Here is a 17158-nt window from a genome sequence, read left to right on the forward strand (position 1 = left end):
GTGGTCTCCATTGTATTTGGAAACGCACTTTTCAAACTCATAGCGGTTGATAAACTGCAAAAGTTGAGCGAAAATATATTTACCTGTATTCATAGAGCTTGCCTTAAAAAGGGGCAAAGCTACATATCAATTCAAATCAAAAAATCAAAGAACGTATATAAGTGTTTTAATATCAGTTAATTACAAGCTTTTTAAAAAAATCAGTATCTATTCAGCCCCTTCTGTGAAATAAGGCCTTTCAAGGAATAAGTTTTTAATGTTATCCAACACGTTTTGGTTGTTCTTCTTAAGGGTAGAAATATACCCACGTATGGATGCAAAATAGCTTGCATGGGTGTGCGATCTAAAACACCCAGATACTTTTTGTTTGACCTTTATCATCCGCAAGTCGCGTTCGGCTTGGTTATTTTCAAAAGGGACTTCGGGCTGTTTTATAAATTTAAGGAAAAGATGCTTATGTTTTTCAAGGGCAAAGGCAAGCCGTTGCTCATCGGTTTTTTTGAGTTTCTTGTCATAATTTTTAATAACCGGCCGCACCAGGGACGTGTATTTATTGTACACCCTTGTGTAGTATGATTTTTTCAGATTTGGGTCTTTTCCTTTTTTTGTGTTGGCACGTACCAGAAGCTTCGCGACTTCTTTTGCCCAAGGAGCCTCGAAGGCTTCTTCGACATAGGATAGATCCCGTAAAATATGAGCATTGCAAAGGCTGTGTTGGCATTGGTAGCTAAAATAACTGGAAAACCTATCATGTACCAAGGTGCCCCTATATTTTTCCAGTATCCCAATAGCATCCATGGCTTGTTTGCCCCGATTTGGGTGATAGGCAAAAAAACTAAGCGTGGAATTACTCAACACGTGCATCCACTTGTTATTCCCGTTCAAGCGGATCCCCGTTTCATCAGCATGCAGGACAGGGCTTTTGAGTAGTTGCCGTTTTACTTCTTCTTGATAAGGGGTCAGCAGCTCAAAACACTGTCGTTGAAAGTTGGACAAGCTGCCCGTAGCAATGGGATGCCCAGTGAGGTCCTCAATGAATTCGCTACAGCGCGCATAAGGGAGCATTTGGTAATTTTGTAAGTAAGCGCAAAGTGCTTTTAAATTGTTCCCGTACTGGGCTGGTTGCACAAGCCCTTCCGGGAAGTTAGCCTTGTTCTGCTCCCCGCAATGCTGACAGGTCTTTTTACTTCTTCTGTGTTCAGTTACGAATATCTTTATTGGAGGCAGATCGAAGATCTGGCGGGCATCATACCCTTCGGATTCTTTTGGTAGGTCGTGACCACAGCACTCACAATTGGTAATATCATGAAGGATGATTTCATCAGGAGTGCTGCTCATTTCTAATTTCTTTCCCTTACGTCCTTTCTGGCCGCCTGGCTTGCGTTTGGTCTTTTTACGCATGCTTTTTGTTTTTCTAAATGGATCTTGGGAAGGAGGGATACTGCTGTTCCCACTATTTTTTGGGTTTTCGTACTTATCCAGTCTCCTTTTCAGCTCAAGCACTTCTTGTTTAAGCTGCTTGTTTTCCTGTCTAAACTGCTCGTTTTCTTGTCTTAGCAGTTTTAGCTCTTCCTGTATCTCTTTTATTAGTTGTATCTGGGTCAAAACGAAAGTTTATAACAATATCGGGGACAAATGGAAAGAAATCAACTTTTTAAACTACAGGTTGTTACTGGGTTATCAACCAAGCAAGCGATAAACAGTGATTTTTAAGCTCAGCAAATTCTTGGCTCAAAAACCCTGTTTATAACCTAGAAAAATTGTTTATAAGTACGGGTTTACCTGAAAACGGGTGAACAGTTACAAAAATCAACGCATCACTACTATTTCAAAGGTATAAATTGAAATTTAAAATATCACTCCGATCTTATTGGGGGCTAAATTACACCAGCTCACACTGTTTTTCATAGAACGAAATTTTGGCAACAAGCTTAAAAAGTATGAAGTATAAAATTCTTATTTTACTCCTTTTCTTAAATCTAATGTGGGCGCCACTTTATTCGAATGAAAACTGCATTAATGACTTAAGTAATACAGAAAATGAACGTAAAGAAAGTGATCTAATTTTTTTAGGTAAGATTGTAAATTTTGAAGAAACAGAAAAAAGATACAACTTCGAAATAATTGAAGTTTATAAGGGTTTCCACCCTTTGAATGAAATCCAGATTGATTTTCTTGATTACGATGGAAAAAAAACCGCCCTTTTTGATAAAAAAAATGGTTTTTGGATAATGTATGCAAATCGAACCGGTATAAATTCAGCAACTGCAAAATTGTGTGGAGCAAGTCGCACTTTTCAAAACCGGACTTATCTCAACAGATTAAAACCGCGACCCGAATTTTTTGAATCAAAAAAAGATAGTTTGGAATATTTTTTTCAAATTGAAAAATTAATCAATAAAAATCAACAAAAATGGACCAATGAAATTCTGGAATTAAAAGAAAACCAAAAAAACTGGAATGCTTTTGTGATTTTTGCTTTACTTCTTCTTGTAGTATTAACCTTTATCCTAATTAAAAATAAAAGAAAAAAGCCAGTTGCCAACCCTATAAAAAAAATGCTGCCTTAGTGATAATTCAAAAAATCCGTGCTCCCTTGCTTGGCTGATTGTCCTGCGGACAATCACGCTCGCCAGCTCCACAGTTTTTAGGATGAGACATTGGCAATAATTTAGATGAAAAAATACGTATTTACATATCTAATTCTGTTTATAATAATTAGTTGCTCCACAACAAAATCCAAAAAAGAATTATTAGGGAATTGGTATTATTCTGAGAATGGTATGATTGATTCTCAATTTAGATTTTATAAGGATTCACTTGTAATGGTAGACGGAAATGGTTGGAAACGTAAATTAATGTGGAAATTGGATGCTGATAGTATTTATAGTCTATACACAGATAAACCAGGACCAGCTTACAAGTATAAATTAGACGAAGACAATCAAATTTTGGAACTATTAATTATTCCATATGATTCAACTAAAGTTTTAAAATTTATAAAAGCAAAAAATGGCAATACTTTTTTCTTTAATGAAATATTAGGTTTGGATATAGATTTACCGACATATAAAACCCAATTAAATAGATCTGAAATACTTAAAATGAAAATAGGACACAATGGGATATATAATATTTATGTTGGTTACGTAGATAATAATCTCGTGGTCAAAACCGACTCATCTCCTGACCTAGAAAACTTAAAGAGTGAAGTAGATGAATATATTGAAAATCTAAGAGATGAATTAAAAAGGCACACGAAATTTAATTTAATTGCAGATAAAAGCATTTCTAAATATGAAATAGATTCTATTAAAAACATTATGAAAGAAACATCTATAAAGCAGATTTACAGAACATATAAGAAAAGGCATATATATGATGTGGATACAGTTTGGGTTCAAGTAAAAGAATAAAAACTATTGCCAACCATGTATGTCTTCAATAGCTTGGGTTTTGGAACTGAACTAAAGGTCTGGTATATTTCACTAAATTTATAACTGAAAAACAAAGGGCAGTTCTTTTTTCACGCCACTAAAAGATACACTTCCCGTTAGGCATAATGTTTTTATGAAAAATTCAATTTCAATACTCTTTTTAATTTTTATTATAAATATTCAGTTCATGAAGAGCCAAAATAGTGCAGAACAATGGGATAATTATGTAGCTAAATATGAGAATGGAAAACCAGGTTCAACTACATTGAGAATGGATCTCATTGAAAAATCTCCATTAAAAGAACTGCCATATCTAGTAGTTACAGGAATTACTTTTGAGACAAACCGTGAAGACGGTTTTCCTGGTAATGACATTTTTCCAATAATTCATAAGATCAGTGACGAATTATTAGAATTAATTAGTAGAGAAACTGAAACTATTTTAGTAGGATCTTTTATGCACGACCAAGAGAGGTTGGAATATTTTTATGTTGCTAATAAAGAAGGTTTACAGGAAAAAATAGAAAAGTATTACCAAGAAAATTATTCGGGTTATGAGTTTTATTTAAATATAAAAGAGGATCAAAATTGGGAATACTATACAGAGTTTCTTTATCCAAACCAAGAAACTTTAAACTATATGGCGGATCAATCTGTAATTAGAAATTTATATAACGCCGGAGATCCATTAACCAAAGAAAGGAGCGTAAATCATTGGATGTATTTTTCAACTGAGTCCAATATGCTGAAATGTAAAAAAGAATTAGAAAATAAAAACTTTATGATTCAAAATTCTGGAGTTAATCAACAAACAAATTTACCCTTCGAATTACAATTTTCAAGGATGGATAAAGTTGATATAAACTCAATTTTTCCTATAACATCTGAATTGAGAAAAATAGCAAAAGAATATAATGGAGAATATGACGGTTGGGACACTTCAATTGAGGTAGAATAAAACACTATGCCTAACAGCGCATAATTTAAAAACTCATTGATGAACAAAAGAACCGATTGTTATTATTTTAGCCATAAGGAAGTATTTTTTGAGTAAAAAACAAGAGGAAAACGGATAATCCGAATAATCGATTTGATCATCCCCCAAAAATTAGGACAGTAAGTTAAGTTCAAAAATAACCTTAATTTTACTGTATTATGACACGAAGAAAATTCACATCCAAGTTTAAAACGAAAGTAGTCCTTGAAGCCTTGAAGGAGCGGCAAACGGTCAAGGAGCTTGCACAAAAATTTGAAATCACCCCTCAACAAATTGGTACCTGGAAGCGCGATTTCCTCAAGGAGGCCGATACTGTTTTTTCCAAAGGTGAAAAATCAAAAAAATCAGAAGCAGAGGAAAAGAAAGACCAGCTTCTTAAAGTCATTGGGGAGCTTAAAGTGGAGAATGATTTTTTAAAAAACGCCTTGCGCTAAAACCTTTAGAGGAGCGTCGAACAATGATTAGCAAGGGTCATTCCAAACTTAGCCTCCAGCGGCAATGTAAGCTATTGCAAATCCATCGTAGTGGTCTTTTAAGTTTTATATTGATGATTGCACCCATTATAAAACGAATGACCTCTGTACCAATTGAGGAGTTTAATTATCTGACTTTTCAGTTACCGCTTTTGATTTTTCTAATTGCTTATACGATTTTGATAATCAAGACAAAAAGAAATAGAGAAACTGCGTACAGTAACTAAGTATTCGGCCCGCCGATAGGCCAGGGTTGAATAACTTGTTGACGGATCCGGTTGCTCCTCTATAGGAAATTCCTTTTGATTCTGGATTTTTAATGTGGCAGATAGGCCACAAATTTTGTTGAGTTTTTTAGGCTCCGATATTTTTCTAGTGACTTAATTCTAGTTAGGTATCGATTAGCCCCTTTTTCCGGTACCTTTTTGAATATTTTTTCGGAAGTAAATTCGCCAAAACCACCGAAATTCACACCCTTGTGGTTACAAATATTTTTTTAACAATTAGAAATCCGCTAGATTAGTGACATAATAGATATAAATGTACCGGTACATTTATATGCATGTTGCCACTCATTTGAAAAAAATCATACTCATATTAATAATTGCTGGTTTGTTTTGTAATTGTGAAACAAAAAGGGAGAAAACGGAATTTAAAAAAACTGAATTCTATTATCCTCGAGTTTCAAATTTTAATTTGGAAACTAATCTGACTGAAATATATTTGGATTCAATCAAAAACTATGGTGAACTTATCAAAATAGCGGACCAAATTGCCTGCGATGGAAAAGTCCCTTTACTAAAATTTAGCTCTGACTCAACTGAATTTAATTTGATTGTTTTTAAGGAGTGTGCTAAAAAAATGGAAATTGTCGATTATCACGCAAGTAATGTTATTTCCATTCAAAAAAATTCGATAATAATAAACGACAAGATTGAAATGCCCTTTGATAGTTTACAGCTAGTATTGCGGAATCACATCCTAAATCCAAATCGAGAATTTAATTATTCGAAAAGCATCGATAAAGCATTAATTTTCTATTATCAAGACAGTTTACTTTCTTCAAAAAAAATTCAAAGACAACTCATTAAAATAGCGAATGATTTTAACGAGCTGAACAGTAAAAATGGAGATAGCCTTCCTTTGAAAATTAAATTAAGTGATTATCCATACATTCGAATTCTAAATCCGCCGTTACCAGATGAAGAATAAAACGTGTGGCAACAATGTATAACCGCAATTTCGGCGGATGCGACTGTGTCCGAAACCACGTGTAAATGCTACCATCGGTTCTTATTCGAAAAACATTAAATTTAATTCCGTAACTGCGGTTATACTAAACGTTGGCAGTAATGTAAAACAAAAATAAATTTATCGAAAATGACAATTAAGAATATACTATCATTCATCCTTCTATTTCAAATATGTTCTACTGGTTTTGGACAAGAAACAAAAGCCGATCAAATTGAGGTTTTAAATTTTGCAACTTTTCATCTTTCGGGCTCCAGTGACGCAATTTCTTCTTCTGTGAATATTAATAATCCAGAGGTTAAAAAAGAGATAAAAAAAGCTGTAGATAAATTAGTAGAATTTAAGCCGACAATTATCTGCGTAGAAGTTCCAGTATCTTCTTCAGAAGGAACTAACAGTATTTATCAAAAATATAAGAAAGACCAGTCTAATACAACAAATTGGACTGAAGAAATTAATGCAATTGCGTTTGAAGTGGGTAGGCTTTCAGGTGTAGAAAATATTTATGGTATCGATTCAAAACTGATGTTCGATTACCCCAAATTAATGGCAATGGCTGAAAATTCGGAGTCTATAAAAAACTACATTGATGATTACGTAAAAAAATTAGAGCAAGTTAATGATGAAGAAATCCTTGCCAAATTCAGGGTGTATAACAATAATGAATTCAAATCGGAGACTCTAGACTTTTACAACACTTTAGCAGTAATGCACACACCTGGAAATTATGAAGGCGCGGAGATAATATCCGATTTTTATAAAAGGAATTTGATGATTTATAGCAATTTCAATGATGTTCCCAAAGACAAAGGCGATAGAATTTTGATAATCTTGGGAGGCACTCACTCTGCATACCTAGATTTTTTTATGCGAGACAATCCCAATTACGATTTAGTAGATCCGCAAGATTATTTAGCACAGTAAACACTACTGCCAACAATGCATCCTATGAAAAGCAATAACCTGCTCTCTCAAATTTAATATTTTAATTTTTCTTATTTCATTCCTATATATTTTTTAACGCGTTGAATTTTGATTGAAGCTTTGCTTCAGTTAGAATTCAACGCAAAATAACCCGCTCAGCATCCTATATGTGGTCACTTCTATTTAGCGCCACCAGCATCATTATGATTGGTTAAATAAGTCTATCCACTAGCTAAAAAATGTGATCCTGAAATGGCCACCTATGTTGTTTTGTGGTATGGGCTTTTAATATTTTGAGCTTGATTATTGAATTAATATTTATGCTATCACTCCAATTTCATAAGGAGTTTTAGTTTTAATCACTGCTAAAGTTGGGCTCAGTAACTTATGAGCTACCTTAACTATTATTTTCTTGACATCCTTACCCAGGTGCTGACGATAGTAAGCCTGCATTACGGGGTCAGTTCTTATTGCCTGCCAGGAAGCCTCTACAAAATAAGAGCGGATAAGCCTGTTGCACCTCGGATTCATTCCCCTGGATTTTGAATTGCCGGCACTTTCATATATACTGGGAGCCAATCCAACATAACCAGCAAGATGTTTAAGGCTACTGAAACGTCTGAGATCACCTAGTTCAGCAATGATACCAACTGCTACAATTCCGCCTATTCCGGGAATACTCCTTAGCAGGTAGAAATCTTTTTTAAAATGTTTACGGCAATAGGCCCTTAGCTTACTCGAGACATCACGAAGTTCCTTATCAGTGAAACGAAAATCACGCATTTTACTGCCAGGCATTCCCTGGCAGTACCATAAACGAATTCCTGACTGTCCACCCAATGACGAAAATCGTGGCTCCAGTGGTCGTTGTCGAACTCAGGTGGAATCTTGATTCCGTAATAGAGCAACTGCATTTTAATAAGGGATTTGATACGTCGAAGACCCTTCACCAGATCATTCCTGCGACGAAACAAACTTCTTAGTTCTTCACGTTCTATATCAGGAACTATAATACTTTGAAGTCTGCCGTCTTTGAGTTCGCGGCTAATGAGCTGCGCATCAATTCGATCGGTTTTGGTGTAGCGTTCTTTTCCTTTACGTTGAATATCGGCAGGATTTACTACAAGGGATTTCCAACCGAAATTTTTAAAACTACGGTGGGCAGAATAGCCACAGCAACCAGCTTCATAAGCAGTAGTTACCTGGTGATCGGAAAAATGTTTTTGAACGTATTCATATAATTTCTCAGGATCGGGGGGCATAGTGAAAGATTTACCTGCAAAAAGATCTGTGCTGCAGTGTATTTTCCAGCTTCTCTTGTGAATATCAATTCCTATGAATAACTTTGGTAAGGCAGTAACTCGGGATTCCATATCTTTAGTTTTTATAGTGAATATTAAAGATACTCGATTACTGCTTTTTCATTGATGCTAAAAACAATGCTTAAGCCTGTCTCAAATCGAAATTCCGTGCTCGCTTGGTTAGCAGATTGTCCTGCGGACAATCACGCTCGCCAGCTCGCACAGTTTTTATACGAGACGTTACCTACAATTTTAAATTTCACTATTGGAAAAGAATAAAGAATATAAGATATCTGGAACGGCAGATTGGATTATGAATACGCTCAAAACAGAAATCAATAGAAAAACCTCTGAAAAGCGTTTTAATCTTTCTGGTAAATATTTCAATAATTCGGAAATAGAAATTTTTGAAAAAGTATCATTTTTATATTCACAGCCTAATTTAGGACCATTGGTTAAGTTAGGAGTAAGCACGAAAAAAGCTGATGGGAATGACGATGATAACAAGCTAATTTTGAGGCGGATTAATGGTTTAAGCTATTCTGTTCATTTTTGGTTTGCAGTTTTTCTTGTTGTTCTGACCTTAATTATCTCCATTCACCAGATTGCTACGGTCGGGTTTGAAAAAATAGTTATCCTGATAATGCCCTTGTTTGGTATAATTTATATTCTTTTAATAGAATTGATTGCTTTATTCAAGATATCGGTGTTAAGAAAAAAAATGGAAAGAATAATTTTCAGTAAGCAAAATTCGGAGAAAAAAACTGTAGGTAATAACTAAGTATTCGGCCCGCCGATAGGCCAGGGCTGAATATCTTGTTGACGGATCCGGTTCCCCTCTATGGGGAATGCCTTTTTATTTTGGATTATTCTGGATTTTTATTGTGGCAGATGAGCCATAATTTTTGTTGAGTTTTTTAGGCTCCAACATTTTCTAGTGACTTAAAGCTAATCTAACTATCGATTTGCCCTTTTTTCCGGTCACTTTTGAATAAATTCTTGGCTTTAGGGCATCTATTTTTTTAACAATTAGAAATCCGCTAGATTAGTGACATAATAGATATAAATATACCGGTGCATTTATACGGACGTTAGCCAAAATATGAATAAATTAAAATTACTTTTTAAAGAACCGACCAAGACTTTTGAAAATAAACTTTCCCAGAAAATTAATTGGTTGAGGATATTTTTGCTATTTAGTGTCAATGGAATAATGTATATCCATTTATTAATGAAATCCGGAGGCTATTATGACTTTGGCAGTAAAAAAGGAATATTTTCTACAATAATGTCTTTGATTACAATGGGAATAGTTTATGGAATAACTTCTAATCTGATTCTCGGCTTCTTAATAAAGCTGACTGGAAAGTTTTTTAATGCAAAAAATGAATTGAAAACCATTTATAATGCAATTGGAATAGCGTATATACCATTATATATATCATTAATATTACTTTTTACAAACCTAGCGATGGCAGGAATTTTACTTTTGGAGGTGGGTTCAGTCTTGGCTCTATTACTTTCTGGTTTAATAATAATATTTACTCTTATCCAAGGAGGTGTAAGTATTTGGCAATTTATTTTACTCTATAAGGGACTTAGGGTTGCTCAAAATCTTAATGGAAAAAGGACAATTTTAAACTATCTAAGTGGAGTTGTTATTTTTGGATTGATTCATTTCTTTTTGCTAAATCCTTACTTATAAACGACATAGTTTGGCTAACATTAAAAACAATGCTTACATCAATCTCAAATCGAAACTCCGTGTTCGCTTGCTTATATGTTTGTTTTTTATTTTTTATTAATCAAAATTGCTCAATTTGGTGGTAAGAGGGTTCGAGCTTGAATAGTACAAGATACTGCCGCTGAGTCACCTCTCCATCAAGTAGAGTTCGAGGTATAACTTGTTACACGATAACGTATTTACCATAAGCTTGAACGGGGCTTGATTAATATTAATCTTATATGATCAATGAAAAACAAAGCTTTTTTAGGTATTGACGTAAGTAAAGGATATGCAGATTTTCTTTTACTGGATCAGGACAAACAGATTCTTGAGGATCCTTTTCAATTAAACGATAACAAAGCAGGACGATTAAAACTTTCACATATTATCGACCACTGGTTCTCTTTAGGTTTAAAGGAATTATTCTGCGGTGTGGAAAGTACGGGAGGTTATGAAAATAATTGGTTCAGTCATCTCCAGAACTTGACAGTAGAACAAAATATAAAGGTCGCCAGGTTAAATCCTAAAGGTGTTAAATCTGTAAGTGAAGCGGCACTAAAAAGAACCATTACTGATGCGGTAAGCGCCGAAAACATAGCAGTCTATTTAATTGCCTTTCCTGAAAAAATAATTTACAGGGACAAACCGGTTGAATTTGACAATACCTTTAAGGAAGCTCGACAGACCCTTACTTTCAGGCATATGCTCACCAAGCAAAGAGTACAACTTAATAATCAGCTGGAGAAATTGCTCTATCAATACTTTAGTGAAACCCTTGTCTATTGTAGAAATGTAATGCCTAATTGGCTTTTGGAGATGCTTGTGAAATATCCCAGTGCAAAACAAGTTAGCAGGGCATCAGAAAAAATGCTGGTTCGTATCAAGGGCATAAGTATGAATAAAGCACAGGCAATTTTAAGAAAGGTTCAGCCCAGCACTCAATCTGTTAGTGATCAAATAAAACATCTCATCAGTGAAACAGCAAGAGAGATCTTACACAAAAAGGAACTGATCGAAAACGAAGACCGTATTATTACCAGGCGATACGAGCAGCATGATCAAGTGAAATTACTCTCTACGATCAAAGGAATAGGCCCCAGTACGGCTATTAGGATACTTTTGGAAATAGAGGATATTAAGAGGTTCGCGTCAGCCAAACAGCTATGTTCTTTCTTCGGTGTGCACCCTACCTTTAAACAAAGCGGAGACGGTACCTGGGGGAGTAGAATGAGTAAAAAAGGACGACCGGATATAAGGGCTGCACTTTATATGTCCTGCCTATCAGCCATACGAACTGATGAGAATACAAAGCAACTGTATGCAAGATTTAGAGCTAAAGGAATGAATCATTATCAAGCTATGGGAGTGGTAATGCATAAAAGGCTTAGAATTATTTACGGAGTTCTAAAAAAACAAACCCACTATGATCCTAGAATCGACCTTCAAAATATTGAATCAGCTAACCAGAAAAAAGAAGAAGCCGAGGCTAAGATCCAGGAATTAAACCTGCACAAAAGACGAAGAGCAGAAAGATATAGTGAAGGAGGTATAGATGCACCAATATCTCGAATAGCAGCTCAAAAAAGAAAAAAACAGGAAGCGTCCCAATCTTTATTAACTAAAGAAAATACGGGCTTACCTCCTGCATAAAACAAATATAAAAAATAGTACAAATAATTCTTGTTTTTAAACGGTATAACTCAGTGGATTGTCCTGCGGACAATCACGCTCGCTGGCTTGCACTCTTTTATAGGAAACGTTACCACAATTGCTCTGAAATAGAATTAAAAATTTAAATTGAAAAATATGTCTACAAAAGTGAAAATTATTGGATTGGTCTCATTCTGTTTATGGGTAACTGGTAGTTACTTAATTTATAATGAAACTAATGGTAAAGCTGTAAGTATAGCGGTTGCTGTAATAATAATTGCTGGATTATATTCTCAAATAAAGAGATCAAAAAGAAAATTCAAAACTTTAAAACAAAGATACTAAAACCTGTCTCAAATTGAAACTCTGTACTCGCTAGCTTCGCTGATTTTCCTGCGAACAACCACGCAGTCCAACCAGTACAGTTTTTTATAGGACGGGACGTTGTTCATTATTCACCAGCACTTAAAATATAGAACCAAGATTGAAAGAAGCGGATTTAGATAAAGAACTGACCCAAACTTTGATTCAAATCAAAACTATGTATCGAAAAAACAGCAGGATGATTCATCTCCGTTCTCTTTCCAACTTTATTCATACTCTGACCTTTGTGCAGGAACCAAATTTGAAAAAGAACACCAATAGAATTGCACTTGGTAGGGTTAGGAAAAAAGAATTGATTCTGGAATACCTTAAACAATTAGAGGAAGAAAGGCGAGTGACGGATGACTTGTCGGACAAATATTTCAACGAATATATTAAACCGTTGGGTAACTATATGTCTTCCTATCACAAGTTCTCTTATCGGAGGAGGAGCATTCTTTCTAAAATTTGCATTATTTCTGACCATAGGGATTGTCCTGGACTATCTTCTTTTAACAATCACAGGAAGGTGGATCTATTTTACTATCCTAATTTTAATCTTGTTCTCCTTCAGGTATTATAAAAAATATCAGCAAAAGAGAGTTTTTGGTTACCGATATTGAAAAAGAACAATGCACAGCAACACATAAAAACAAATGCTGAAAACTGTCTTAAATCGAAACTATTTATTTACTTGTAACCACTGATTGTCCTGTGGAAAATCACGTTCGCCGCTCACACTGTTTTTACAGCATCAATGTTTTCCGTTTTAATTAAGTTTTTTCCCTTAAATGGGAAATCTACACCTTGGATTAAGGAAATTTAAAGGTTCAATTACTCCCTTATACTAGATTTCAGAATCTTTCAACTAAGCTTTTTAAAAATATCGATAAGTGCATCATTTTGCTTAGAAACAGGGGTCCGAATCGGTGCATTTTTCAAAGTATTGTATTTATATTTTTTTCCATCTGATCGTAAGACTACACCGGATTTAATAAACAGATCTTTTATGGTCATCTGATTTGAAAAGGTTGTGGACAAAAACTCATAAAATTCACGAGAGCTGGGACCATCCATCTTAAAATGGATTTTAGAATCGTGAGTATTCCAATCTTTTGTAAGTGCATTCTCGAAATCCTGGAGACTGGTTTTATCAGGGTACAAAAGATCGTATTTCATTAATCCCTGATATAGCTTTTCCAATTGACCTTCAGAAATTTTAAGCTGAAAATTATCTGCTTTCTTAAATGTCGTTTTCTCTGGTAAGGGTAGAGCTACTTTTACCTGCATATTATTGCTAAACTGGTCTGTCCAGGTCACAAAGGCAAAATAAAATCCAACTCCATAGGCAAGAAGTATAATGAATTGAAATAAATAATTTTCAGGGGAAATTTTGGCACTGGTAAATGACATAAGGTGCATAAATCCCAATCCAATAATCAGAAAAAGAATTCTTGGTTTTTCAGAGTGAGACTTCCATAATATCTTGTCCTCTAACATATATACTAAAAAAAGCTCCCCATAATGTAAAATGAGTCTTCCATAAATATAGAAGAATCCAAGCGTGGTTAAATATTTAAACAAATCAAAACTCATAATTCATTTCAAGTTCTGGAATCAGGTTGGCTGCTTCCTTCTTTTTCTTATCTACTATCTTCGCATATATCTGGGTGGTCTTTATCTCTTTATGTCCTAAAACTTTTGAGACCGTATAAATATCCGCACCGTATTCTAATAGTAAAACGGCGTGAGTATGCCGGGCGCTATGAAAAGTTATATGCTTGGTGATACCGGCTCTCATACACCATCTAAGTATTTCAGCATTAAAGTGAGCTCCATATTTCAATCCCTTAAAAACGAGACTCCCCTCTTTTTTCCTCTTCCCTAAAAGTTGTCGTGCCTGGTTGGAAATATATTGATATTCCTGTCCCGAGGTTTTCTTTTGCTTAAATATTAGGCGGGATCCTTCCTCTTCGTCTCTAACTTCGAGCCAGGTAAGTTTGTTTATATCACTCCATCTAAGACCGGTCAAGCAACTAAACATAAAAGCATTTTTAAGTACCTGGTGCTTGCAGTATGCATTTGCCATGGCTTGTAGCTCTTCCTGAGTAAGATACTCCCGTGTTGATTCCCCCTGGGCAAAGCCTTTTACTGAAGTAGCAAAGTTCCGTCTGGTATAACCATCATCAAATGCCTGGCGTAATGCAGCTTTAAATTTGTTGTAATAAGAATATTTAGAATTTTGGGACAATTCAGTATTTGATTTTGTCCTGGCTTTTTTATTTAAATATTTTTTAAAGCCTATAACGAATTCTTCATCAATATCCTCAAAGCTTATCTTTCTCTTTCCTATATAATCTTCAATATGATTTTGGGCGGCATCCCAGTTATCATAATTTCCTTTGCTTTCGTAACGCTCTTCTTTGACCTTATCATAATAGGTGAGGAAGAGAAGTTTGTCCTTACTTTTATCTTTAATACCATATTTACCCTGTGCATATTCTGCTCTTCGGATCGAAAGGATTTGCTCAGCTCTTAATAGGGTTTCTTCATTCTCTTTTTTTTCCGAGGCAGTACTGGGATTTATAAACAAATATTCTTTGAGGTATTCGAATTCCCTACTATGAACTTGTTTTCCATCAACATCTGTTGCTTTTCCTTTATAGTATTCAATATAAAGGCTATACTTTCCGGATGCTAGTCTTTTCTTTTTTAGTTTAATTTTCATATCTCCTTGTTTATCATAAAGATAGAAAAAAAACATTATGAGGTGTACTAAAGTACACCTGGAAATTAAATTTTAACATTGAGGTGTACTATAGGTGTAATAATTAGTGTACTAATGATAAAAAAAAGGAAAAATAGTGAAAAATAATAGAGGCTATAAAGCCTCTATATCATTGGTGTTTAGTGTTATTTGGTTCTATTTGGTGTCATTTGGTATCAAATAAAATTACTTATTTATTTGCCGATGCAAAAATTAGAAAAAATATTTCCTAATAATTCGTCATTGGTTACCTGGCCGGTAATTTCACCAAAATATTCGAGTGCTTCTCTTATATCTATTGCCAATAGATCTCCTGAAAGATCGCTATTCAAACCCTCCTCCACCTTGTTTATTTCTTCAAGAGCTTTTAAAAGCGCATTATAATGACGACTATTAGTGACAATGGTATTGTTGTTTCTAAGCGCGCCAGTATTTACAAATTCAAGTAATTTCTTTTTGAGTTCTTCTACCCCCAAACCTGTTTTAGCGGATAACAATTGTAAACTTGTACCTGAAATCTCTCCTAACTTTGCCTTTAATTTATTTAAGTTATCCTCTGATAGTTGATCAATTTTATTTGGCACTATAACTAAAGGCTTCTGTGGAAATTGATTTTTAATCTTTTCAATTTCAACAAGCAGTTGAGATAAGCTGATTTTACTCCCGGAAGTAGAGGTTTCGGAAAATTCATCTAACCTGGAAGTATCAAATAAATACATCACTACCTGTGCCTGCCCTATCTTTTCAAAAGTTCGTTTTATACCAATACTTTCAACAAGATCTTCAGTTTCCCTGATACCTGCTGTATCAATAAATCGGAAACCTATGCCGCCAATGCTCATTTCATCTTCAATAGAATCACGGGTGGTACCGGCAACTTCCGAAACAATAGCACGTTCTTCATTTAAAAGTGAATTCAGCAAGGTAGATTTCCCAACATTCGGTTCTCCTACAATAGCAACAGGAATTCCATTTTTAAGTACATTTCCGGTAGCAAAAGAATCGATTAAACGTTTTAATACTTGCTGTATCCTGGACACCAATTCTTTAAACTGATCACGATTAGCGAACTCCACATCTTCTTCAGAGAAATCCAGCTCTAATTCAATTAAAGAGGCAAAATCAAGTAATTCCTGGCGTAAACGATGGATTTCATTTGAAAAGCCACCTCGCATTTGTTGCATCGCCATTTGGTGGGAAGCTTGGTTTTCAGAAGAGATCAAATCTGCTACTGCTTCGGCCTGACTAAGATCCATTTTCCCATTTAGAAAAGCGCGCATCGTAAATTCCCCAGCTTCAGCGGATCGGCAACCCTTTCTGATCATCAATTGGATAATCTCTTGTTGAATATAAGGGCTACCGTGGCAAGAAATTTCAATTGTTTCTTCCCCGGTGTAAGATTTAGGAGCCCTGAACACTGAAATTAAAACTTCATCTAAGGTGCGATCCCCATCCATTAAATTTCCTAAGTGTAAGGTATGACTTGGTTGTTCATCTAGCTTTTTTCTGCTTTTTGCTTTAAAAAGCGGAGAAACAATAGATACGGCCTCGGGCCCCGAAACCCTGATAATCGCAATAGCACCGGCTCCCGATGGCGTAGCCAGTGCTACAATCGTGTCGTTTAATTTCATAGCACAAAGGTAAAAAAATCAATAGCTTGTCAGAACTTTTAATTTTAAGAACACAATGAATTTGTAACAAAATGTTTTAAAACCCGTCTATTAATAAAAGAGACATCACATCAATTAAAAAAAAAATGAGAGAAGATAACCAAATGCTCGTCCTCACCCACTTAAGTCAGTTACTGGATCTAGTCACAGGAATTGGTGGATTTATTGTTCCATTAATTCTGTGGCTAACCCAGAAAGACAAAGTTCAAGGAATGGATTTTCACGGTAAAATGATAATTAATTTCCAAATAAGTATGTTTATTTACAGCCTGCTTTGTATACCACTTATCTTTTTATTCGGACTAGGCTTTATTGCTATTATAGGAATTGCAATTATAATGCTGATTCTTCCTATCATCAATGCGATTAAAGTCAGCAATGGTGAAATCCCCAATTACCCTTTAACTATAGAGATAATAAAATAAAAAATTATTAACCTGAGTTCGACGTAAGAAAAGTAGTTTTTTAGCATGAAAAAAGCAGAAATATGGTTATATTTAAGTATCTGAAAACCAAAATACTAACCTAATTTCTGCTTATGATTTCTACTGATAAAATTACTGAAATTTTCTGTTCTATCGATGACTTTTGTAAAGTTT

18 protein-coding genes are annotated in these 17158 nt (G+C 34.7%); 11 read left to right on the forward strand and 7 right to left on the reverse strand.

Going from position 1 to position 17158, the window contains the following annotated elements; all coding sequences use genetic code 11:
* On the reverse strand, positions 1–93 hold a 93-nt coding region (locus tag DET49_RS18860; protein WP_133550182.1), incomplete at its 3' end, for a DUF4372 domain-containing protein.
* A 114-nt stretch (positions 94–207) separates the two neighbouring features.
* Entirely contained in the window at positions 208–1605 is a 1398-nt protein-coding gene (gene tnpC, locus DET49_RS17960) for an IS66 family transposase (protein WP_133550184.1), read from the reverse strand.
* 335 nt (positions 1606–1940) lie between these two features.
* Here tnpC and DET49_RS17965 point away from each other — a divergent pair, with 335 nt between their 5' ends.
* The 6 genes from DET49_RS17965 (at position 1941) to DET49_RS17990 (ending at position 7082) form a co-directional block, all read left to right on the forward strand.
* A complete protein-coding gene (locus DET49_RS17965) occupies positions 1941–2570 on the forward strand; it encodes a hypothetical protein (protein ID WP_133550186.1) in 630 nt (209 codons plus the stop codon).
* Between the two features lie 105 nt (positions 2571–2675).
* The gene (locus DET49_RS17970; protein WP_133550188.1) at positions 2676–3416 is read left to right on the forward strand and encodes a hypothetical protein; all 741 of its coding nucleotides are present in this window, start codon (positions 2676–2678) and stop codon (positions 3414–3416) included.
* A 208-nt stretch (positions 3417–3624) separates the two neighbouring features.
* Positions 3625–4395 carry a DUF695 domain-containing protein gene (locus tag DET49_RS17975; RefSeq protein WP_166636612.1) on the forward strand — a complete coding sequence of 257 codons (771 nt, stop codon included), beginning with the start codon at positions 3625–3627 and terminating at the stop codon, positions 4393–4395.
* A 197-nt stretch (positions 4396–4592) separates the two neighbouring features.
* A complete protein-coding gene (locus DET49_RS17980) occupies positions 4593–4868 on the forward strand; it encodes a transposase (protein ID WP_070055119.1) in 276 nt (91 codons plus the stop codon).
* A 735-nt stretch (positions 4869–5603) separates the two neighbouring features.
* Positions 5604–6119, forward strand: a complete 516-nt coding sequence (locus DET49_RS17985) for a hypothetical protein (RefSeq protein ID WP_133550191.1) — start codon at positions 5604–5606, stop codon at positions 6117–6119.
* Positions 6120–6287: 168 nt separating this feature from the next.
* On the forward strand, positions 6288–7082 hold the full coding sequence (locus DET49_RS17990) for a DUF5694 domain-containing protein (RefSeq protein WP_133550193.1): 795 nt from the start codon (positions 6288–6290) through the stop codon (positions 7080–7082).
* A 318-nt stretch (positions 7083–7400) separates the two neighbouring features.
* On the opposite strand, the gene DET49_RS17995 is transcribed toward DET49_RS17990, so the two are convergent.
* Entirely contained in the window at positions 7401–7865 is a 465-nt protein-coding gene (locus tag DET49_RS17995) for a transposase (protein WP_166636613.1), read from the reverse strand.
* On the reverse strand, positions 7811–8455 hold the full coding sequence (locus tag DET49_RS18000; RefSeq protein ID WP_133550197.1) for an IS110 family transposase: 645 nt from the start codon (positions 8453–8455) through the stop codon (positions 7811–7813). The genes DET49_RS17995 and DET49_RS18000 overlap by 55 nt, the downstream gene beginning before the upstream one ends.
* 193 nt (positions 8456–8648) lie before the next feature.
* Between DET49_RS18000 and DET49_RS18005 the strand changes: the two genes are divergently transcribed.
* The 4 genes from DET49_RS18005 to DET49_RS18020 all read left to right on the forward strand — a co-directional run bounded on the left by DET49_RS18005 (position 8649) and on the right by DET49_RS18020 (position 12705).
* Positions 8649–9164: a hypothetical protein gene (locus tag DET49_RS18005; RefSeq protein ID WP_133550199.1), complete on the forward strand. Its 516-nt coding sequence runs from the start codon at positions 8649–8651 to the stop codon at positions 9162–9164.
* Between the two features lie 321 nt (positions 9165–9485).
* Positions 9486–10088: a Yip1 family protein gene (locus tag DET49_RS18010; RefSeq protein WP_133550201.1), complete on the forward strand. Its 603-nt coding sequence runs from the start codon at positions 9486–9488 to the stop codon at positions 10086–10088.
* Positions 10089–10355: 267 nt separating this feature from the next.
* Complete coding sequence (locus DET49_RS18015) at positions 10356–11759, forward strand: IS110 family transposase (RefSeq protein ID WP_133550203.1); 1404 nt, start codon at positions 10356–10358, stop codon at positions 11757–11759.
* Positions 11760–12243: 484 nt separating this feature from the next.
* Positions 12244–12705, forward strand: coding sequence for a hypothetical protein (locus tag DET49_RS18020; protein WP_133550205.1), 462 nt, complete (start codon positions 12244–12246; stop codon positions 12703–12705).
* A 281-nt stretch (positions 12706–12986) separates the two neighbouring features.
* Here the strand turns inward: DET49_RS18020 and DET49_RS18025 are convergent, their stop codons facing one another.
* The 3 genes from DET49_RS18025 to mnmE form a co-directional block, all read right to left on the reverse strand.
* A complete protein-coding gene (locus tag DET49_RS18025) occupies positions 12987–13718 on the reverse strand; it encodes a hypothetical protein (protein WP_133550207.1) in 732 nt (243 codons plus the stop codon).
* Positions 13708–14850 carry a site-specific integrase gene (locus tag DET49_RS18030; protein ID WP_133550209.1) on the reverse strand — a complete coding sequence of 381 codons (1143 nt, stop codon included), beginning with the start codon at positions 14848–14850 and terminating at the stop codon, positions 13708–13710. Before DET49_RS18030 ends, DET49_RS18025 begins: the two co-directional genes overlap by 11 nt.
* A gap of 233 nt (positions 14851–15083) precedes the next feature.
* Positions 15084–16520, reverse strand: coding sequence for a tRNA uridine-5-carboxymethylaminomethyl(34) synthesis GTPase MnmE (gene mnmE, locus DET49_RS18035; protein WP_133550210.1), 1437 nt, complete (start codon positions 16518–16520; stop codon positions 15084–15086).
* Positions 16521–16645: 125 nt separating this feature from the next.
* Between mnmE and DET49_RS18040 the strand changes: the two genes are divergently transcribed.
* On the forward strand, positions 16646–16984 hold the full coding sequence (locus DET49_RS18040) for a DUF4870 domain-containing protein (protein ID WP_133550212.1): 339 nt from the start codon (positions 16646–16648) through the stop codon (positions 16982–16984).
* The last annotated feature ends 174 nt before the right edge of the window (positions 16985–17158 follow it).

The sequence above is a fragment of the Salegentibacter sp. 24 genome (genome assembly GCF_004362395.1).
Lineage (GTDB): Bacteria > Bacteroidota > Bacteroidia > Flavobacteriales > Flavobacteriaceae > Salegentibacter.